Here is a 20021-nt window from a genome sequence, read left to right on the forward strand (position 1 = left end):
GATCAAATCAGGCGGGGTCTTCTCCTGGCGAGAGTGCAAGGCGTCGTGGTGCGGAGTGCAGTCGAAACTCTTCGATGGCTGCGTGCAGCCCGACTCTCCTCGTTCCGGAGTCACGGTTGCAGTCGACGGGGAGTTCACCCAGGCGCCGGGTGACTGGTTCCATGCGGTGATCCGGCGGAAGTGCAAGCACCGGCGCGAGGGCTTCGAATGCGCCCTCGGCCTCGCCTGTGGCGAGGTGCGCCGCTGCCTTGCTGATGTGGATCTGCGCCTCGGTGCCGTACGCCCGTACAGGCTGCGTCTTCAGCAGGCTGAGGGCGATGTCCGCCGCGCGGAGGGCGTCTGCCGGACGGCCGATCCTCAGCTGGACCGCTGCTACGTAGTTCTCCTGCCGTGCGGGCCGGCAGGCAAAGATGCCTCCGACCTCGTCCTCGCCAGTCATGGTGTCGCGGGCATCCTGGGCGCGGGCGAGGGCTCCCAACGCTTCGGTCTCCGCGCCGAGTTGGGACCATGCATCGGCTTCCTGGCAGGCCAGCAATACCCCGACGGTTCCCGTCGGGCGGTACGCGGCGCCCCGCCGGGCATAGTTGACGGCGTCCCGCAGACGCCCGTCCCAGAACGCGACCTTGGAACGGGTGGACAACACCCAGGCACGCAGGTCGTTGTGTCCGGCGAGTTCCGCGCACAGCCATGCCGTGCGGCCCTGCGTGTCCGCGTCCCGCAGTTGGCCGAGGTCTGAGGACATCCACGTCAGCAGCCCGCACAAATAACAGGCCACGACGTACAGGTCAGTAGTTTGCCGCGGGTGTTGGTGCCCTTCGAGGAGGCCGAAGACGCGGTCGCGCAGTTGGCGAGTGCGGACGAAGAGAGGCAGCGGGTCGGCGGTGAGGTAGTCGCAGGCCAGCGCGCGGGTGTCGGCCATGAGCTGTTCCAGCGCGATGACACCGACGTTGGACACCTCGGCCCAATGCGCCCAGGTTGCGGATTCGTCTGCGGCGAGGCGGACCAGTTCGCTGCCGGTCGGCTCCGGCACCGCCGTGGCGGCGGGCCGCTTGACAGGTGGAGGCTCGGGGGATGACGCAGCGCCGCTCAGCAGACGCAGGTCCGCATCCGGCAGGGCCCGCCGATCGTCCAGATCAAGCAGCTCCCCCACACGGCATGTGAAGGCGTCCGCCATGGCGAGGAGGACGGAGGGCGTAGGCCGACGCGCGGAAGGGCCGGGCCACTTTTCCCACTTGGCGAGGAGGGAAGCATCAGCGGCCACGGCTTCGCCGCGGTGCTGGCTACTGACCTGGGTGATGCGGTCCGCCGCTTCCTGGAGCGTCCACCCGCGGGCGTGCCGCCATGCCTCCCGGGGACGCATCCCGTAGCGGGTGCGCATCTCGACAGCGATGTCCGTGATCGTGCATCCGGCGGCGGTCATGTCGTTGCGGAGGGCGTCCCGGTCAGCCTTGGAACCGGGCTTGGAACGAGGGGTCATGGGCGGGCTCCCTGCGCGATGCTGTCGACTTACCGTAGCCGCGCCATCACCCAAGAGGATTACGGCTGCCCCGAGATCGCAGAGCCGTGGGTCCAACGCGCTGCCCAAGAAAGGGCGTTGCTCCTGGTGAACGCCGTGCCCGCTGTCCAGAAAAGTTGGTCACTCCTGCCCGTGACGCAACGTGCCGTTCTTGGAAGCGTAGGAGCACGAACAACGGCCACACCGGGCAACGGTCCCGGCGGACCCGGCGACCGCCTGACACGGCCCCGGGAGTGACCAACGCTGAGTAGGAGCGCCGCCATGGCGAAAGCGACAGCCCCGAACGGGGAACGTAACCCCGGGGCCAAGATGACGATCAGGGTCTACGCCGTGAGCCGCGCCGGCCAGATCACCGAGGACCGCGGCACGCTCAGCGTCATGGGCGGCCAGGAGCCGCTGCCGACGATGGGCATCTTCCCGCTGTGCGACTGCCCGCGCCACCGGGGGCAGGGGCTCGCGCTGTGAGCGCGACCCAGCGTGAAATCGACGCTCAGCTCGATGTCGCGGCGATGCGGCAGGACGCCGCCGTGCTGCTCGACGAGGCAGCTCCGCTGATCCGGTACGAGGATCTGCAGTCGGCCGAGCACCGATACCGCGTGAACCTGGCGTGGCTCCTGCGGGAGGTCGACGCTGCGATCGCCGGGAAGGCCGAGGACGACGTTCAGGCGAAGGTCGCGATGGCCGGTATGAGCGAAGCCCTGCGGCGTCTGGAGGAGATCGAGGCGGTCGGTCTCGCCGGCGAAGTTCGGCGAGTCCGGCGTCTCGCCCGCTCAGTCCTCTCCCTGTGCGACCACTACGGCACCCTCACTGGGCTGCGGATGTGTGCCGTTTGCGACAAGCCCATCACGGCCGATCAGAAGTCCGCGCCGTACGACATGTTCCATATGCCCAGCTCAGCCCCGCCGAGCGACGCGCACGCACGCTGTATGCCCCCGCTCCCCGACTGACGCACGGCACCGTGCCCCGGTATTGAGGGGCCCCATGGCGGCGCATCCGGGTCAGGGCCGCACGCAGACCCCGCCTCACCGCAGGCCCCGGAAGGACTGAGGTGAGGAGGAACCGCCTGCCCCGTCGGTGATCCCGGAAGGACTCCGGCGGGGCGGGTCCTAGCCCGCCGCTCCGGGCGCCCCAAGCAGGTCGACTTCCCGTGCGGCACCACGATCACCCTCCGTCGAAGGGACAGCCATGAGCATTCCCACCCTTGCCAAAGCGCGTACGTCGCCCTCGGTCGGCATTCTCTCCGTCGAATGCGAGCTCACAGCCCGCTGCCAGCTCCAGTGCACGCACTGCTGCACGCTCTCCGGTCCGAAGGCCAGCACCGGCACCATGACGCACGACGACTGGCTGAAGGTGATCCGCGCCATCGCAGGCCTTGGGATCCCAGGCATCCAGTTCATCGGCGGTGAGCCCACGCTGTATCCGAGGCTCGTCGAGCTGATTGAGTACTCCCGCCGACACGGCCTTGCAGTCGAGGTGTACTCGAACCTCGCGCACATCCGCGGCACGCTGTGGGAGACGCTGGAGCAGGACGGCGTACGCCTGGCCACCAGCTACTACAGCGACGATCCCGCGCAGCACGACGAGATCACGGGAGTGCAGGGCAGTTACGCCCGCACCCGAGCGAACATCGTCGAGGCTTTGCGACGAAGGATCCCGTTGCGTGCCGGGATCGTGCACGTCCTTGAAGGGCAGCGCACCGAAGAGGCTGAGACCGAGCTGCAGCAGCTGGGTGTTCCGCGGATCCAAATCGACCGCGCGCGCAAGGTCGGACGCGCCGCGGACCAGGCGGTGAGTATCCCGAGCGTGAGCGAACTGTGCGGGCACTGCTTCCACCAACGCGCCGCCATCTCGCCGGACGGCGACGTGTACGGCTGCATCCTCTCCCGGTTCCTGCCGACCGGGAACGTCAAGGGCCTGACCCTCGAAGAGATCCTCTCCGGACCGCGCTGGGCGGAGGCGCGAACGGCCGTCCCGGTACGTACGGGCCAGGGCTGTGCGCCGGACGACTCCAGCGACTGCGATCCGGCGAACACCCCTGCCTGCGCACCGGCGTACGGTGTCCCATCATGAACTGGCAGCCGCACGCCGCCGATCTGGCGGCCCGCGTCACGCACGCAAGCTCACGATGGCGCGCACCAGTCGCCGCCGTCCCGCGCCACCAGTTCGTACCCCGCTGGTGGCAGCGCGGCCCAGACGGGTGGAGTCTCCGCAGTGGACCGGACGACCAAGAGAGGTGGCTCGCCACCTCGTACAAGGACAGCTCGGTCATCACGCGGGCGGGAACCCTGCACGCCGACGAGGCCAAGCCTGACGACCACCCCGAGGGGCCGCCCACGTCGTCGGCGACGTTGCCGAGCCTGGTCGTGCGCATGTTCCAGCACGCCCGCCTCGGCGACGGCGACGAACTGCTCGACGTCGGCACAGGCTCCGGCTACGGAACAGCCCTCGTCTGCGTCCGCCTCGGTGACCTCCAGGTCACCAGCATCGACGTGGACCCGTACCTTGTCGACGCCGCTCGCGAGCGTCTGGAGCACATCGAACTGCGCCCCAGCCTCGCCGCCCTGGACGCCACCGGCGAACTGCCCGGCGTCTACGACCGCATCGTGGCCACGGTCGGCGTCCGGCCCGTGCCTGCCAGCTGGCTCGCCGCGCTCAGGCCCGGTGGCCGACTGGTCACGACGATCGGCGGCACATCGCTCATCGTCACTGCCGAGAAGCAGCAGGACGGCAGCGCCGTCGGCCGCGTCGAATGGGACCGCGCCGGCTTCATGCGCGCCCGGCACGGCGCCGACTACCCGCCGGGTCCTCGGGAGATCCTCGCCGCGGCACGCGAGCAGGACGGCGAGGACGTCACCACCGGCCCGTATCCGGTCGTCGACGTCGAGCAGGCGTGGGACCTGGCCTCGATGCTCGACATCACAGTGCCGGGCGTCGTGTACGGCTACGCGGAAGACGCCGGGCTCCGCACGGCGTGGCTCGCACACCCGGACGGCTCCTGGGCCCGCGCCACGGCAAGAGGCTCCGACCCGCCCACGGTTCACCAGTCGGGGAGCCGTCGCCTGTGGGACGCCCTCGACGAGATCCGCGCCTACTGGCTCCAGCACGGCGAACTGCCCGCGCGTGGAGCCAATGTCCTGATCACGCCGGACGGCAGGACGAGGCTCGCACGTGGAGCCTGGCGGGCAGAGCTGTAGCCGCTTCCCGCCTGGCGTGATCCATCGCGTAACGCTCATCAGGCGGACACCATTCACGGCTCATAGAGTCGGAACATGGATCTACCGGTGATGCCCCCCGTAAAACCCATGCTCGCCAAATCCGTCGCGAGGATTCCGCCGGACATGCACTACGAGGCGAAGTGGGACGGGTTCCGGGCGATCGTCTTCCGGGACGGCGACGAGGTCGAGATCGGCAGTCGCACGACGAAGTCGCTGGTCAGGTACTTTCCCGAACTGGTGGGGGCGCTGCGGGAGCGACTGCCGGAGCGTTGTGTGGTCGACGGTGAGATCGTGATCGCGCGCGACGGGCGGCTCGACTTCGACGCGCTCACCGAGCGCATCCATCCGGCGGCCTCCCGGGTGAAGACGCTCTCCGAGCGGAATCCGGCGTCGTTCGTGGCGTTCGACCTGCTCGCGCTCGCCGACGAGTCGCTGCTGGACGTGCCGCTGAGCGACCGGCGGGCCTTGCTGGTGGCCGCGCTGTCCGGCGCCACGGCTCCCGTCCATGTGGCGCCGGCGACCACCGACGTCGAGGTGGCGCGGCGGTGGTTCGAGCAGTACGAGGGCGCGGGCCTCGACGGGGTGGTCGCCAAGCCGCTCGCGCTGCGCTACGGGCAGGACGAGCGCCTGATGTTCAAGATCAAGCACGAGCGCACGGCGGATGTCGTCGTCGCGGGCTACCGGCTCCACAAGAGCGGGCCGGTCGTCGGTTCGCTGTTGCTCGGGCTGTACGACGCCGGGGGCGCGTTGCAGCACGTGGGGGTGTGCGCGGCGTTCACGATGAAGAGGCGCGAGGAGCTGATCGCCGAGCTGGAGCCGCTGCGGATGGAGTCGGCCGCCGGGCATCCCTGGGCGGCCTGGACGGAGGACGCGGCGCACGAGTCGGCGCGGATGCCGGGCGCGCCCAGCCGGTGGACGGGCCAGAAGGACCTCTCCTGGCTGCCGCTGCGGCCGGAGCTGGTGTGCGAGGTGGCGTACGAGCACATGGAGAACGGCGAGCGCTTCCGGCACACGGCCCGTTTCCGCCGCTGGCGGCCGGACCGTACGCCTGAGAGCTGCACCTACGCCCAGCTGGAGGAGCCCGTCGGCTACGACCTGGCGGACATCCTGGGGCCGCGGGACTGACCGGCGCCGGCCGGACGGCGGTGAGCGGGGCGCACAGGGGTACCCGGACGGTCACCGCCGGGCCCCTCGGCAGATATCGATCGGTCATCAACTTGGGCTGATCGGCCGATCGGCGCGCGCAATCAGAACCGAGCGGGTAAGGCCATCAATGAACTTATAAGCACACAATCATCAATACGAGAATTGGTGGCAACGGTGGGCATGGGACGGATGGCGCTCAGGCGGCGCCGCACGATGACGGCGGCACTGCTGGCTGCCACGGTGGCCGCCGCCCTGGCGTCGGGCTGTACGACAGCCGGGAACCGGCTCGACGACGGGCGCGGTGACGTCCCCGACAGCACGGACAGCGGCAGCTCGGAGAGCTCGGCACCCCGCGCCCCCTCGCCGCTCGCCGTGAAGATCGACAACGTCCCCGCCGCCCGTCCGCAGACGGGCCTGGACGCCGCGGACCTCGTGTACGCGGAGCAGGTGGAGGGCGGCCTCAGCCGGCTGATGGCCGTGTACGCGACGAAGCTGCCGAAGGCCATCGGCCCGGTGCGCAGTGCCCGTGAGTCCGATCTGGAGCTGCTGCGCCAGTTCAACGAGCCGACGCTGGCCTTCTCGGGCGCGCAGGGCAAGCTGATGCCGCTGATCGACAGGGCGCCGCTGCGCGCGGTGTCCCCGGAGGACGACGAGGGGGCGTACTACCGGGGGTCGGACAAGGCCGTGCCGCACAACCTCTATCTGCGTCCGGAGCGGCTCCTGAAGTCCGTGCCCGGAGCGGACGCGCTGACGACGGGGTTCCGGTACGGGGCGGCGCCCGCGGGCGGGAAGGCCGAGAGCACGCGTACGGTCCGTTTCCCGGCGGCCCGTTTCACCTTCGACTGGGCGCAGGACCGGCAGCGCTGGCTGGTGTCGATGGACGGCAGTCCGACGGTCACGACGGACGGGAAGCGGGTGGCGGCCTCGACGGTCGTCGTGCAGTACGTGAACGTTCGGAAGTCCACGTTCCGCGACTTCCTGGGCAACAACACCCCGTACACGAACACGGTGGGCTCGGGGACGGCGAAGGTCCTGCGCGACGGCAAGGCCTACGACGCCGGCTGGAAGCGTCCGGCGGCCGAGGACGGCACCGAGTTCACGACCGCGGACGGCAGTCCCATGAATTTCGCGGAGGGCCAGGTCTGGGTCGTGTTCGCGAAGGCCTGACCAGCGAGGGCCTGAGCCTCAGCAGCCTCAGTTCTGCGTGACGAGGGGAGCCACCGGGGCGCCTGGGTTGCGCAGGCCCTCCGCCGCGTCCGACACCCGCTGGAGCAGATCGAAGAAGACGCACTGCTCCTCGCCGGAGAGCGGTGCCAGGAAGACCTGGTTCATCCGCGCCGTCCGTACCGTCAGTTTCCGGTGGACGCGCACGCCCTCGTCGGTGAGGCGGAGCAGGAAGCGCCGGCCGTCCTGGGTGTCGCGGACCTTGTCCAGCAGTCCGCGTCGGCCGAGGCGGGTGATGACCTCGGCGATGGTGGACCGGTCGAGCCCGACCCGCTCCCCCACCGAGCGCTGGTCCAGCCCCGGTTCGGCGACCAGCGCGTTCAGGACCGCGAACTGGGGCGAGGTGATCTCCTCGGAGACCATCGTGTTCCAGAGCAGGTGATGCGCCTGCTGCAGTCGCCGGGCCAGGTGCCCGGGGTGGGCGGAGAGATCCACCGCGGCCATGTGCCCTCCTTGTTCGTTGGTGCACTGAACGATACCGGTGAGTTGCTCTCCTTGTCTCGCCGCGCGACGAGACTCCGAGCTGCGGATTCCCTGAGGGTCTTGACGGTCCGGGGTTCGAATGACAGCGTGATTGAAACCTCGAAGAAATACTCAGTGCCCTGACTAATCGGGGACCAATCGGGCCGCTGACGCTCGGCAGAGATGAGGCTTCGCAGATGGACAAGGTGGTCGCCACAGCCGCCGAGGCAGTGGCCGATGTGCCCGACGGCGCGACCCTGGCGGTCGGCGGTTTCGGGCTCAGCGGTGTGCCGAATGTGCTGATCGAGGCGTTGCACGAGCGCGGGGTCTCCGGCCTGGGCGTGGTCTCGAACAACTGCGGGGCGATGGAGTCGGGGCTGGCGGTGCTCCTGGCGGCGGGCCGCATCGCCCGGGTCACCGGCTCCTACATCGGGGCGAACAAGGAGTTCGCGCGGCAGTATCTGGCCGGTGAGCTGGAAGTGGAGATGATCCCGCAGGGCACGCTGGCCGAGCGGCTGCGGGCCGGCGGCGCCGGGATTCCCGCGTTCTACACGCCTGCCGGAGTGGGTACGCAGGTCGCGGACGGCGGGCTGCCGTGGCGCTACGACGGCAGTGGCGGGGTGGCGCTGGCGTCGCCGCCCAAGGAGGTGCGGGAGTTCGACGGTACGGAGTACGTACTGGAGCACGGGATCCGCACCGACTTCGCGCTCGTGCGGGCCGCGAAGGGCGACCGGCACGGGAACCTCGTCTTCAACAAGTCGTCCCGGAACTTCAACCCGCTGGCCGCGATGGCCGGACGGGTGACGATCGCCGAGGTGGAGGAGCTGGTGGAGCCGGGCGAGATCGACCCGGACGCCGTGCACCTGCCGGGGATCTTCGTGCAGCGGGTTCTCGCGCTCACACCCGAGCAGGCGAACTCCAAGCTGATCGAGAAGCGGACGGTCTCGGCGCCCGCCGCAGAGGGAACGGTGCGTGCGTGATGGCCTGGAGCAGGGAAGAGATGGCCGCCCGCGCCGCGCGTGAGCTTCACGACGGCCAGTACGTGAATCTCGGTATCGGTCTGCCGACGCTGATCCCCAACTACCTCCCGCCGGGCGTGGAGGTGATCCTGGAGTCGGAGAACGGGATCCTGGGCACCGGCCCGTATCCGACCGAGGAGCAGGTCGACCCGGATCTGATCAACGCGGGCAAGGAGACCGTCACGGTCCTGCCAGGCGCCTCCTACTTCGACTCGTCGCTCTCCTTCGGGATGATCCGCGGCGGGCACATCGACGTCGCCGTGCTGGGGGCGATGCAGGTGTCCGCGGGCGGGGACCTGGCCAACTGGGCCATCCCCGGCAAGATGATCACCGGGATCGGCGGCGCGATGGACCTCGTGCACGGCGCCCGTACGGTGATCGTGGTGATGACCCACACCGCCAAGGACGGCTCGCCGAAGATCCTTCAGGAGTGCGCGCTGCCGCTGACCGGCAAGGCGTGCGTCAACCGGGTCATCACCGACCTCGGCGTCATGGACATCACCGACGAGGGCCTGGTACTCATCGAGACCGCGCCCGGCGTCACCGTCGCGGACATCGTCGCCAGGACCGCCGCGAAGATCCGTATCGCAGACGAGCTCATCGAGGAGATCCAGTCGTGAAGGACGTCTATATCGTCGACGCCGTCCGCACCCCGTTCGGCAAGTACAGCGGGTCGCTGGCAGCCGTGCGCCCGGACGACCTGGCCGCGCACGCCATCCGTGAACTCCTCGCCCGTACGCCGGAGTTGGACCCGTCCCGGATCGAGGACGTGTACTTCGGCAACGCCAACGGCGCCGGTGAGGAGAACCGCAACGTCGCCCGCATGGCGGGACTGCTGGCCGGGCTGCCCACCTCCGTGCCGGGCGTGACGGTCAACCGGCTGTGCGCCTCCGGCCTCGAAGCGGTCATCCAGGCCGCCCGCGCCATCGCGGTCGGCGACGCCCATGTCGCCCTCGCCGGTGGCGTGGAGTCGATGAGCCGGGCCCCCTATGTGCTGCCCAAGAACGACAAGCCCTTCCCCGCCGGGCACACCGAGCTGTACTCCACCACGCTGGGCTGGCGGATGGTCAACCCGAAGATGGACCCGCAGTGGACCATCCCGCTGGGCGAGTCCGCCGAACTCATCGCCGACAAGCACAAGATCAGCCGCGAGCAGCAGGACGAGTACGCCCTCGGCAGCCACCAGAAGGCCGCCCGGGCCCAGGCGGACGGCCTGTTCGACGCCGAACTCGCGCCGGTGCCGGTCCCGCAGCGCAAGGGCGACCCGCTGGTCTTCGGCGCCGACGAATGCGTACGGGCCTCGACGTCGCTGGAGGCGATGGCCAGGCTCAAGCCGTCCTTCCGCAAGGAGAACGGCACGGTCACCGCGGGGAACGCGTCACCTCTGAACGACGGCGCCGCCGCCCTGCTCCTGGTCGATGAGGAGGGCCTGCGGGCCACCGGGCGCGAACCCCTCGCCCGCGTCTCGGCGACCGGTGTCTCCGCGCTCGACCCGGACTACTTCGGCCTGGCCCCCGTCGAGGCCGTCAACCGTGCACTCGCCAAGGCGGGCAAGGGATTTGACGATCTGTCAACTCTCGAACTGAACGAGGCGTTCGCCGCCCAGGTCCTGGGCTGTGTCGCCGAGTGGCCCGAGTTCGACCCGGCGATCCTGAACCCGCAGGGCGGTGCCATCGCGCTCGGCCACCCGCTGGGCGCGTCCGGCGCCCGGCTCGCCGGGACCGTGGCGCACCAGCTCGCCCGCAAGGGCACCGGGGTCGGCGTCGCCACCCTCTGCATCGGCGTCGGCCAGGGCCTCGCCCTCGTACTGGAGCGTTAGGAACCCTCATGGCTCTCACCCAGTCGGACATCGACGTCGAGATCAAGGATCTCCAGGACACGTACGACAAGGCGGTCGCCGGCGGCGCCCCGGTCCTGCACCACCCGCGGCGCGACTACCCGCCGTACCGCAGCTCGCTCCTGCGGCACCCCAAGCAGCCGCTGGTCGCCGTCAGCGGAGGCGACCCGGAAGCCGTCGAGCTGTCGGGGCCGGTGTTCGGGGTCACCGACATCACCGAGCACGACAGCGATCTGACCCTCCAGCACCGGGGCGAGCCGATCGGCGAGCGCATGACCGTCTCGGGCCGGCTGCTCGACCGCGAGGGGCGTCCCGTGCGCGGCCAGCTCGTCGAGATCTGGCAGGCCAACGCCGCCGGCCGGTACGCCCATCTGCGCGAGCAGCACCCGGCGCCGCACGACCCCAACTTCACCGGTGTGGGGCGGACCCTGACGGATGATCAGGGCCGGTACTCGTTCACCACGATCAAGCCGGGCCCGTACCCGTGGGGCAACCACACCAACGCGTGGCGGCCCGCGCACATCCACTTCTCGGTGTTCGGCACGGCGTTCACCCAGCGGCTCGTGACGCAGATGTACTTCCCGAGCGACCCGCTGTTCCGGTACGACCCCATCCTGCAGTCCGTGACGGACGAGGCGGCCCGGAACCGGCTGATCGCCACCTACGACCACGATCTCTCCCGGCCCGAGTTCTCGATGGGCTACGCCTGGGACATCGTCCTCGACGGTCCCTCCGCCACCTGGATCGAAGAAGGCCGTTGACCATGACCGAGACGACCGGGCGCCTGCTCCCCACCCCGTCCCACACCATCGGCCCGTTCTACGGGCACGCGCTCCCCTTTCCGGGCGGCGCCGACGTGGCGCCCCAGGGCCACTCCGACACGATCACCCTGCACGGGTACGTGTTCGACGGCGCGGGCGCGCCGATCCCCGACGCCCTCCTGGACTTCTGGCAGGCGGCGCCCGACGGCTCGCTGAAGGGCGCGCCCGGCTCGATGCGCCGTGACCCGTCGACGGGCGGCTTCGTGGGCCGCAACGGCGTCGACTTCACGGGCTACGGACGGGTCCCCACCGACGCCGACGGGCACTACGCGCTCCACACGCTGCCGCCGGGCAACACGGGGCTGCCGTACATCAGCGTGTGCGTGTTCGCGCGCGGTCTGACGCACCACCTCTTCACCCGCGCGTACCTCGCCGACGGCGTGGACCCGCTGCTCGACTCGCTGCCGGACGAGCGGCGCGCCACGCTGATCGCGGCCGAGGGCACGAACCGGACGTACCGTTTCGACATCCGCCTTCAGGGCGAAGGCGAAACGGTCTTCCTGGAGTTCCAGTGACAGCTGCCGCCCCTGCCGATCCCGGCGATCCCACCGGTTCGGGCGATCCCGTCGGTCCCGGTGATTCCGTCGGTTCCGGCGATCCCGGCGAACCTCTCGGCTTGGACGTCGGCCTGCTCGCGCCCGGCCGTGCGGGCTCGCCCGCCGAGTCCGCGACGGGCGACCGTGCCTTCCTTCAGGCACTGCTCGACGCGGAGGCGGCCCTCACCCGGGCGCAGGCCTCGCTCGGTCTCGCCCCGGCGGAGGCCGCCGACGCCGTCACCGCGGCGGCCGACGCCGAGCGCTTCGACGTCCGCGATCTGGCGCTCCGCGCCCGGAGCGGCGGCAACCCGGTGATCCCGCTGGTCGCGGACCTGACGGCGGCGGTCGAGGCCGTCGACGCCGAGCACGCCCCCTACGTCCACCGGGGCGCGACCAGCCAGGACATCATGGACACGGCCGCCATGCTGGTCGCCGCCCGGGCACTGGACCTGATCCTGGCCGACCTCGCCCGTACGGAGATCGCGCTGGCCCGGCTCGCGCGCGAGCACCGGGACACGGTCATGCCGGGGCGCACCCTCACCCAGCACGCCGTGCCGACCACCTTCGGGCTGAAGGCGGCCGGTTGGCGGTCGCTGGTGCTCGACGCCAGAGACCGCGTCCAGGCCGTACGGGACCGGCTCCCGGCCCAACTCGGCGGTGCGGCGGGCACGTTGGCGGCCTTCACCGCGTACGGAACTCCGAACACGGCTGCCCTCGTCGAGGCGTATGCCAGTGAACTGGGCCTCGCCGCACCGGTGTTGCCCTGGCACACCCTGCGCACACCCGTCGCCGACCTGGCGGGAGCCCTCGCGTTCACCGCGGGCGCCCTCGGCAAGGCGGCCACGGATGTACTCACCCTCGCCCGAACCGAGATCCGCGAGCTGAGCGAGGGCACGGGCGGCGGTTCCTCGGCCATGCCGCACAAGGCGAACCCCGTGCGCTCCACCCTCGTCGCCGCGGCTGCCCGCCGGGCGCCTCAGCTCGCCGCGGCGCTGTACGGGTCCCTGGCCGCCGAGGACGAACGGCCCGCCGGTGCCTGGCACGCCGAGTGGGAGCCCCTGCGCGACCTGCTGCGGCTGGTCGGCGGGGCGGCGCTCGACACGGCCGAGCTGACCGAGGGACTGCGGGTCCACGCGGACGCTATGCGCGCCCATCTGGACCTCACCCACGGCCTGATCGTCTCCGAGCGGCTGTCCGCCGAACTCGCGCCGGTGCTCGGGCGGGCCCGCGCCAAGGAACTGCTCACCCGGGCGGCGCGACGGGCCACCGCCGAGAACCGCCCCCTCGTGGAACTCCTCGCCGAGGAACCCGAGTTGAAGGAACTCGAGTTGAAGGAACCCGAGTTCACGGATCCCGCGTTGAAGGGCCTCGACCTCGCGGCCCTCACCGACCCGACCCAGTACACCGGCTCCGCCGGAGCCCTCACCGACCGTGCCCTGGAGCGAAGTTGAGCACCCGACAGCCCCTTTCCGACGGCAAGTCGCTCCACCACCGCGCCGAGGGTCCCGTAACCGCTCCCCCGCTTCTCCTCGGTCCGTCCCTCGGCACGTCGACGGCCCTGTGGGACAAGGTCGCGCCCGAACTGTCCGTCACCCACCGGGTCGTGCGCTGGGACCTGCCGGGCCACGGCCACTCCCCCGCAGGACTGATCGGCCCCGGCGCGACCATCGCCGACCTCGCCGCACTGGTGCTCGCGCTCGCCGACTCGCTCGGCCTCGACCGGTTCTCGTACGCCGGTGTCTCGCTCGGCGGCGCGGTGGGGCTGCATCTCGCCGTCCATCACCCGGAACGGATCGAGCGGCTCGCGGTGGTCTGCTCCTCCGCCCACTTCAACGGCTCCAAGCCGTGGGAGGAGCGCGCAGCGCTGGTCCGTGAAGAGGGGCTGGCCGACCTCGCCAAGAGCGCCGACTCCCGTTGGTTCACGCCCGGTTTCACCGTTCCTGAGCTGGTCGAGGACCACCGGACGGCGGATCCGGACGCGTACGCCGCCTGCTGTGACGCGCTCGCGGCCTTCGACATCCGGGAGCGGCTGCCGGAGATCGGCGCGCCCACGCTGCTCGTCGCCGGGCGCGAGGATCCCGCGACGCCGCCCGCGCATCTGCGCGAGATCGCCGACGCGGTGCCCGGTGCCGCGCTCGTCGAGATCCCGGGGGCCTCGCACCTCGCGCCCGCGCAGTGCCCGGAGGCCGTACTCACCGCTCTGCGCGCGCACTTCGACGGCGGCGCCAAGCGGGGCATGGAGGTACGCCGGCAGGTGCTCGGCGACACGCACGTCGACCGTGCGCAGGCCCGGCAGTCGGAGTTCACGGCACGGTTCCAGGACTTCATCTCGCGGTACGCGTGGGGCGAGATCTGGACCGATCCGACGCTGGCACGCCGTGAGCGCAGCATGATCACACTGACCGCGCTGGTGGCGCACGGCCACTACGACGAGCTGGCGATGCACATCCGCGCCGCCCGCCGCAACGGGCTCACCCCGGAGGAGATCGGCGCGGTGCTGCTGCAGACCGCCGTGTACTGCGGGGTCCCGGCGGCCAACTCGGCGTTCGCCGTGGCCCAGCGGGTGCTCGCCGAGGAGGACGAGGCGGCCGGCTGAAGGGCTGACCGGCCGCCCGGGCTGCCGCGCCACCAGGCGTTCGACTCCCGGTGCGCCTGGCATCCGGCCCCGATGGACGCCAGGTCACCGACCCGTCCGCCCCTCCGTCACCGGGGACGCGGCACCAGACCCGAGTGCAGTGCCAGTGCCTCCCGGGCCTTCGTCACCAGGCCGTCCGCGCCGCAGGTCCGCGCCAGTGCCAGACCGCGGGTCAGCTCCGTGTCGGAGTGGGACGCGATGCCGTACTCGACGCGGGCCGCCGCGTGCTCGTAGGCACAGGGTGACGCCTCCAGGTACGCGACCGCCTGGGCGAGCAGCGTGACCGAGCGCCGACCGGTCTCCAGTGCGGCGGCGCACCGCAGGGCCTCTCCTATGGCGGTGTCCGTGCCGAAGCGTTCAGCCTGTATGCGGGCGTCGGCCGCCACCTCGGCGGCGCGCCGCGGGTCGGCGACGGCGAGGGTGCGGGCCAGATCTCCGGCCCAGGGCGCCAGCACCGTGTTGTGGCCGCCGCGGGCCGCGGACCTCTTCTCGGCGGTCTCCAACTCGTTCACGCCCTCCTCGACGCGGCCGGTGGCGATCAGCAGCCGGCCCCTTATCGAATGGGTGTCCGGCATGACGATCGTGGACGGGTGGGGCGGTTCGAAGGAGTACCGCTCGGCGATCTCCTCGGCCGCGCCGACATGGCCCCGGGCGAGCAGCGTGTCGATGAGCATGCACGCCGCCGACCAGTGCATGGGCAGACCGTGGCCCACCCGGTCCGCCAGCCGGAGTGCCTCGCGCAGGGACTCCTCCGCGTCCACGAGGCGGCCCCGTCTACGGAGCACGTATCCGCCGAAGGCGTGCGCGAGGGCCAGATGGCCGCCGCTCCACCCGGCGTGCTCGTATGTCCTCCGGGCCTCCGTGAAGAGACTCTCGGCGCGATCCAGGCGGTCCGCGAACGCGTAGGAGACGCCGAGCATCATGAGGAGCTCGAAGCTCCACTCGGTGTCGGTCCAGCCGAGGCCCGGCGCGAGGCGGCCGTTGACGAGGGCGCGGTCGCAGTGCTCGACGACCTCCTCGGCGTTCTCCCCGCGGGTCATCGCGTCGAAGGCGCTCAGGACGAGCAGGGCGCGCTCGGAGTTGTCGCGGCCGGTGAGCGGCTTGACGAGTTCGGCGAGGCGGCGGGAGCGGCCGGGCGCGTCCTCCTCGCCGACGTGGACGCCCTCCCACATGTAGTGCACGGCCTGCAGGCGCATACGGGCGGGACCGGGCTGGAGCCGGTCGGCCTCCGCATCGACCGCGGCGATGGCCTCCTCCGGCTGGTTGTTGTGGACGAGGGCGGAGGAGAGCCGGCAGACCGCGTCGACCCGCAGTTCCTCCTCCAGACCGTGCAGCGTGAGTGCCTGCCGCAGGTGCCCGATCGTCGTCGCGGGCGAGGTCAGGAGCGTGGCGCAGCCCAACTCGTAGAGCACGCGCGCGTGGACCTCCGGAAGCGGCGGTTCCAGCAGGGCGCGCTCCAGACAGCGGCGGGCCGCGTCCGGGGCGCCGACGGCGAGGTGCTCACGGGCCGCCTCGCGCATCTGCTCGACGAGTTCGGGGTCGTCGTCCGGATGTACCTCGAGGAGGTGGCGGGAGGCCGCGGCGGCGCCGAGGCCCGACGCGGTGACGACCGAGGCGGCCACCCCGTGCATCGCGGTGCGCAGCGCGTCCGGGATCGAGCGGTAGACGGCGGTGGCGATGAGCGGGTGGACGAACTCCAGGTCCCCGTCGTCGACTTGACCGCTCGTCCGGTCGGCCTCGGTGAGGATGCGCGCCGCGCCGAGGAGTGCCGCACAGCGCTCCGCCTCGTCCCGCGGCATCCCGGCGAGTTCGGCCGCCAGTTCCAGGGAGATCTGCGTGCCGAGGATGGCCGCCGCCCAGGCGAACCGGGTGGCGTCCACGCCCAGCCCTTCGAGCCGGTCGACGAGTCCGCGGCCGCGCGCCGAGCGGTTCAGCGCGCGTAGTTCCGAGGCCGACTCCTCGACCGGTTCGAAGTCGCTGTCCTGGACCTTGGCGAGGAGTTCCACGGTCTCGTACGGATTGCCGCCGGTGACGGCCCAGACCTCGCGGCAGAACGGGACGTCCGCGTGCGCGCCGAGCGTGGCGCGGGTGAGTCCGGCCGTGGCGTCCGGGGTCAGCGCGCGCAGGGAGGGCATCGGGCCGGCCAGGGCGCCGATGGCGTCGAGGTGGCGGGCGCTGTCGCCGGTGGCGTCGCCCGGGCGGCGGGCGACCAGGACGAGGACGGGCAGGTCGTCGAGGCGCTCCGTGAAGGCGGCGAGCCAGTGCAGGCTCTCCTGGTCGGCCCAGTGCGCGTCGTCGACGACCAGCACCAGCGGCCACTCGCGTCGGGCGAGCCTGCGCACGGCCGCGACCAGGCCGTCGCACACGCCCTGCGGGTCGGCCTGGCGGTCGCCCGATTCGGCGATCCCGAGGGCGGGTCCCGCGATGTCGTACCAGTCGCCGAAGTACTCACGCGCCTCGTCGGGCATCAGCGCCACGAGCGCCGGCTGCAGCAACTGCCGTACGACGTTGAAGGGAACGGACGTGATGGTCTCGCCACCGCGTGCCGACCACACCGTGCACTTGCGTGTCTCCGCGATCCGGCGCGACTCGGCGAGCAGCGCGGTCTTGCCGATGCCCGCCTCTCCGGTGAAGACCAACAGGCTGCCCGAGGCCGAACCCGCGCACAGCGCGTCGACTGCCTCCGCGACCGCGGCGAGTTCCGCGTCGCGCTCCCAGAGGGGTGCCGAGGCGGCCGTTCCCGGCCGTGCCTCCGTCATCCCGCTACCTCCCCAGGTCGCCCAAACGACGTACAGACCTTGAGCCTAGCCCTCCGGAAGGCGCGATGGAGCCTGGTCGGGACACCTGCCGCCGCGACGGGTGACGGCGGCGGCGCGAAGGCGACGGACGACACCACCGACCTGCCGGGGTGAAAGTTATTGACAGTCAAAAGCCGTGAACTGAAACTAACTTTCCAACATCGTCGCGGTGGCGGGAGGAACGGCATGGGCGCTCCGGCGCAAGGCTCCGGCCTGCGGACCGACCGGCCGGAGCGCTCCCGCAGGGCGCTGGTCGCGGGGTCGGTGGGCAACTTCATCGAGTGGTACGAGTTCGGCGTCTACGGCTACTTCGCGACGGTCATCGCGGCCCGGTTCTTCACACCGGAGGGCGGCAGCGAGGTCGAGGCCCTGGTCAAGACGTACGCGTCCTTCGCGCTCGCGTTCTTCTTCCGGCCCGTCGGCGCCGCGCTGTTCGGGCGGCTCGGCGACCGCGTCGGACGGCGTCCCGTACTCATCACGGTCATCGTCCTCATGACGGCCGCGACGACCCTGATCGGCGTGCTGCCCACATACGACTCAGTGGGCGCCCTCGCGCCCTGGCTGCTGACCTTTCTGAGAGTCCTTCAGGGGCTGTCCGCGGGCGGGGAGTTCGGGGGCGCGGTGTCGGTGATGACGGAGTTCGCGCCACCGGGCAGGCGGGGCCTGTACGGGTCGTGGCAGTCGTTCACGGTGGCGCTGGGGCTGCTGGGCGGGGCGGGAGTGGCCGCGCTGCTGGCGACCGTGCTCAGCGAGGGGCAACTGGGCGACTGGGGCTGGCGGTTGCCGTTCCTGCTGACGCTGCCGATGGGGCTCGGAGCGCTGTGGCTGCGCCTGCGGCTCGACGAGACCCCGTCCTTCGAGTCGCTCCGGGAGGAGCCCCTGCCGGAACGGCCACCGGGGCGTGAGGTGGCGAAGGCGATCGCGCTGGGCGCGGGGCGCATCATGGGCTGGGCGGCGGCCGGTTACACGTTCCTCGTCGTGCTCCCCTCATATCTGCAGAGTTCACTGAACGCCACGTTCCAGCAGGCCCTGGTCGCAACTGTCCTCGCCAACCTGGGCTTCGCGGCCACGATCATCCCTGCGGGCCTGCTCAGCGACCGGATCGGCCGACGGCCGGTGATGCTGACGGGCGCGCTGCTGGTCACCGTCCTCGCGGTCCCGCTGCTCAACCTCCTTCAGAACACGGGCACTTCGAACGGGCTGAAGGGCGGGGCCGTGTTCGTCGCGGGCGCCGTCGTGGGACTGATGGCGGGGCCGGGCCCCGCGATGCTCTCGGAGATGTTCCCGACGAGCGTCCGCTACACGGGACTGGGACTCTCCTACGCACTGTCCAATGCCGTGTTCTCGGGGTGCGCGGGCCTCATCATCACGGAGACGATCAAGCGGACGGGCAGCGTGGACATCCCGGCGTACTACGCGGCCGTGACGTGCGCGGTGAGCGTGTTCGCGCTTCTGACACTCAGCAAAGAGCCAGTACAGCAAGGGAGTTGAGCGGGTGCGGGTGATCGGCCTGATGTCCGGCACGTCGTACGACGCGATCGACGCGGCGGCGGCCGACCTGCGGCTCGACGGGGACAGCCTGGTGCTGCGGCCGCTCGGCATGGTCGGCGAGACGTACGCGGCCGAGGTGCGCGAGGCCCTCGCGGCGGCGCTGCCTCCGGCGGCCACGACCCTCGCCGAGGTGTGCCGCCTGGACACCCTCATCGGGCAAGCCTTCGCGGCGGCAGCCCTCCGCGCCGACCGTGAACTGTGCGACGGACGTGCCGAGTTGGTGGCCTCGCACGGTCAGACCGTCTACCACTGGACCGACGGCGGGCAGGTGCGCGGCACGCTGCAGATCGGCCAGCCCGCCTGGATCGCGGAGGCCACCGGGCTGCCCGTGGTCGCCGACCTCCGGCCACGCGACGTCGCCGCCGGCGGCCAGGGGGCGCCGCTGGTGAGCCTCTTCGACCTGCTGTGGCTGCGCGGCAGACCCGGCACCCCGGTCGCACTGAACCTCGGCGGCATCGCCAACCTGACCGCGCCCGACGGCACCGCCTTCGACACAGGTCCCGCGGGCGCGCTCATCGACGCGGCAGTCCAGCACTTCACGGGCCGCGCCTACGACATGGACGGCAGGCTGGCCGCCCGGGGCAGGGTCCACGAGCCGCTGCTGAGCCGGCTCCTCGACGAGCCGTACTACGCGCTGCCCGCGCCGAAGACGACCGGCAAGGAACTGTTCCACCGGGACTACCTGCTGGCGGCTCTGGCAGCCCCGTCAGCTCTGGCGGACCCGGCTGTACCGGCCACTCCGGCCACTCGGACCGCGGCGGCCACTCGGACCGCGGCGGCCACGGCGGCCGATCCGGCCACTCCGACGGCTCCGGCGACCGCGGCGGACATCGGCGCCCTCGCGCACCAGGACGTGATCGCCACCCTCACCCGGCTCACCGCGCGCACGGTCGCGGACGCGGTCCGATCCGTAGGCGCCACCGAGGTCATCGCCTCCGGCGGCGGCACGCGCAATCCCGTCCTCATGGCGATGCTCGCCGAGGAGTTGCCCGGGGTACCGCTGCACACATCCGACGCACTGGGCCTGCCCTCCGCCGCGAAGGAGGCGTACGCGTTCGCCGTCCTCGGTTTCCTGACGCTGCACGGTCTCGCGGGCACCGATCCGAGGAGCACCGGAGCCCGGCACCCCAGCGTGCTGGGCTCGGTGACACCGGGGCGGAACGGGCTGCCACGGGTGCCCCGGGGCTTGAAACAACCGGTGCGGCTGGTGATTGGGTGAAACGAATCCGGATCCTCTCATCCGGCTTTCACTCGCGCCTCA

General features: G+C 71.2%; 18 protein-coding genes. 15 read left to right on the forward strand and 3 right to left on the reverse strand.

Translation table 11 applies throughout. The annotated features are described in order from the left end of the window. Nucleotides 1-7 precede the first annotated feature (7 nt). Nucleotides 8-1477 (reverse strand): helix-turn-helix domain-containing protein, encoded by a 1470-nt coding sequence (locus ACIBEI_RS04230; protein WP_398884823.1) that lies wholly within the window; start codon nucleotides 1475-1477, stop codon nucleotides 8-10. Nucleotides 1478-1777: 300 nt separating this feature from the next. Between ACIBEI_RS04230 and ACIBEI_RS04235 the strand changes: the two genes are divergently transcribed. From ACIBEI_RS04235 to ACIBEI_RS04260, 6 genes are all read left to right on the forward strand, one after another. After that, nucleotides 1778-1981: a hypothetical protein gene (locus tag ACIBEI_RS04235; RefSeq protein ID WP_398884825.1), complete on the forward strand. Its 204-nt coding sequence runs from the start codon at nucleotides 1778-1780 to the stop codon at nucleotides 1979-1981. Then, entirely contained in the window at nucleotides 1978-2463 is a 486-nt protein-coding gene (locus ACIBEI_RS04240; protein WP_398884827.1) for a DUF6415 family natural product biosynthesis protein, read from the forward strand. Before ACIBEI_RS04235 ends, ACIBEI_RS04240 begins: the two co-directional genes overlap by 4 nt. A gap of 238 nt (nucleotides 2464-2701) precedes the next feature. Beyond that, on the forward strand, nucleotides 2702-3586 hold the full coding sequence (locus tag ACIBEI_RS04245) for a radical SAM protein (RefSeq protein ID WP_398884829.1): 885 nt from the start codon (nucleotides 2702-2704) through the stop codon (nucleotides 3584-3586). Next, the gene (locus tag ACIBEI_RS04250; RefSeq protein WP_398884831.1) at nucleotides 3583-4710 is read left to right on the forward strand and encodes a 50S ribosomal protein L11 methyltransferase; all 1128 of its coding nucleotides are present in this window, start codon (nucleotides 3583-3585) and stop codon (nucleotides 4708-4710) included. The genes ACIBEI_RS04245 and ACIBEI_RS04250 overlap by 4 nt, the downstream gene beginning before the upstream one ends. A 75-nt stretch (nucleotides 4711-4785) precedes the next feature. Continuing rightward, nucleotides 4786-5856, forward strand: a complete 1071-nt coding sequence (locus ACIBEI_RS04255) for an ATP-dependent DNA ligase (RefSeq protein WP_398884833.1) — start codon at nucleotides 4786-4788, stop codon at nucleotides 5854-5856. A gap of 201 nt (nucleotides 5857-6057) precedes the next feature. Beyond that, nucleotides 6058-7044 (forward strand): DUF3048 domain-containing protein, encoded by a 987-nt coding sequence (locus tag ACIBEI_RS04260; protein WP_398884835.1) that lies wholly within the window; start codon nucleotides 6058-6060, stop codon nucleotides 7042-7044. A gap of 27 nt (nucleotides 7045-7071) precedes the next feature. On the opposite strand, the gene ACIBEI_RS04265 is transcribed toward ACIBEI_RS04260, so the two are convergent. Beyond that, nucleotides 7072-7545: a MarR family winged helix-turn-helix transcriptional regulator gene (locus ACIBEI_RS04265; RefSeq protein ID WP_398884837.1), complete on the reverse strand. Its 474-nt coding sequence runs from the start codon at nucleotides 7543-7545 to the stop codon at nucleotides 7072-7074. 215 nt (nucleotides 7546-7760) lie between these two features. Here ACIBEI_RS04265 and ACIBEI_RS04270 point away from each other — a divergent pair, with 215 nt between their 5' ends. The 7 genes from ACIBEI_RS04270 (at nucleotide 7761) to pcaD (ending at nucleotide 14372) form a co-directional block, all read left to right on the forward strand. After that, a complete protein-coding gene (locus ACIBEI_RS04270) occupies nucleotides 7761-8543 on the forward strand; it encodes a CoA transferase subunit A (RefSeq protein WP_398884839.1) in 783 nt (260 codons plus the stop codon). Then, nucleotides 8543-9202, forward strand: a complete 660-nt coding sequence (locus ACIBEI_RS04275) for a CoA transferase subunit B (protein WP_398884841.1) — start codon at nucleotides 8543-8545, stop codon at nucleotides 9200-9202. The genes ACIBEI_RS04270 and ACIBEI_RS04275 overlap by 1 nt, the downstream gene beginning before the upstream one ends. Further along, the gene (locus tag ACIBEI_RS04280) at nucleotides 9199-10401 is read left to right on the forward strand and encodes a thiolase family protein (protein WP_398884843.1); all 1203 of its coding nucleotides are present in this window, start codon (nucleotides 9199-9201) and stop codon (nucleotides 10399-10401) included. The genes ACIBEI_RS04275 and ACIBEI_RS04280 overlap by 4 nt, the downstream gene beginning before the upstream one ends. 8 nt (nucleotides 10402-10409) lie before the next feature. Continuing rightward, complete coding sequence (gene pcaH / locus ACIBEI_RS04285; protein WP_398884845.1) at nucleotides 10410-11180, forward strand: protocatechuate 3,4-dioxygenase subunit beta; 771 nt, start codon at nucleotides 10410-10412, stop codon at nucleotides 11178-11180. A 2-nt stretch (nucleotides 11181-11182) separates the two neighbouring features. Beyond that, nucleotides 11183-11755: a protocatechuate 3,4-dioxygenase subunit alpha gene (gene pcaG / locus ACIBEI_RS04290; RefSeq protein ID WP_398884847.1), complete on the forward strand. Its 573-nt coding sequence runs from the start codon at nucleotides 11183-11185 to the stop codon at nucleotides 11753-11755. Nucleotides 11756-11856: 101 nt separating this feature from the next. After that, nucleotides 11857-13227: a 3-carboxy-cis,cis-muconate cycloisomerase gene (gene pcaB / locus ACIBEI_RS04295; RefSeq protein ID WP_398885118.1), complete on the forward strand. Its 1371-nt coding sequence runs from the start codon at nucleotides 11857-11859 to the stop codon at nucleotides 13225-13227. After that, the gene (gene pcaD / locus ACIBEI_RS04300) at nucleotides 13224-14372 is read left to right on the forward strand and encodes a 3-oxoadipate enol-lactonase (RefSeq protein ID WP_398884849.1); all 1149 of its coding nucleotides are present in this window, start codon (nucleotides 13224-13226) and stop codon (nucleotides 14370-14372) included. The genes pcaB and pcaD overlap by 4 nt, the downstream gene beginning before the upstream one ends. A gap of 107 nt (nucleotides 14373-14479) precedes the next feature. On the opposite strand, the gene ACIBEI_RS04305 is transcribed toward pcaD, so the two are convergent. Continuing rightward, nucleotides 14480-17170, reverse strand: a complete 2691-nt coding sequence (locus tag ACIBEI_RS04305; RefSeq protein ID WP_398884850.1) for an ATP-binding protein — start codon at nucleotides 17168-17170, stop codon at nucleotides 14480-14482. A gap of 225 nt (nucleotides 17171-17395) precedes the next feature. On the opposite strand from ACIBEI_RS04305, the gene ACIBEI_RS04310 reads away from it, so the two are divergent. Together ACIBEI_RS04310 and ACIBEI_RS04315 are read left to right on the forward strand one after the other, a co-directional pair. After that, entirely contained in the window at nucleotides 17396-18700 is a 1305-nt protein-coding gene (locus ACIBEI_RS04310; protein WP_398884852.1) for an MFS transporter, read from the forward strand. A gap of 4 nt (nucleotides 18701-18704) precedes the next feature. Then, nucleotides 18705-19979: an anhydro-N-acetylmuramic acid kinase gene (locus ACIBEI_RS04315; protein WP_398884854.1), complete on the forward strand. Its 1275-nt coding sequence runs from the start codon at nucleotides 18705-18707 to the stop codon at nucleotides 19977-19979. The last annotated feature ends 42 nt before the right edge of the window (nucleotides 19980-20021 follow it).

The sequence above is a fragment of the Streptomyces sp. NPDC050988 genome, from assembly GCF_044456225.1.
Lineage (GTDB): Bacteria > Actinomycetota > Actinomycetes > Streptomycetales > Streptomycetaceae > Streptomyces.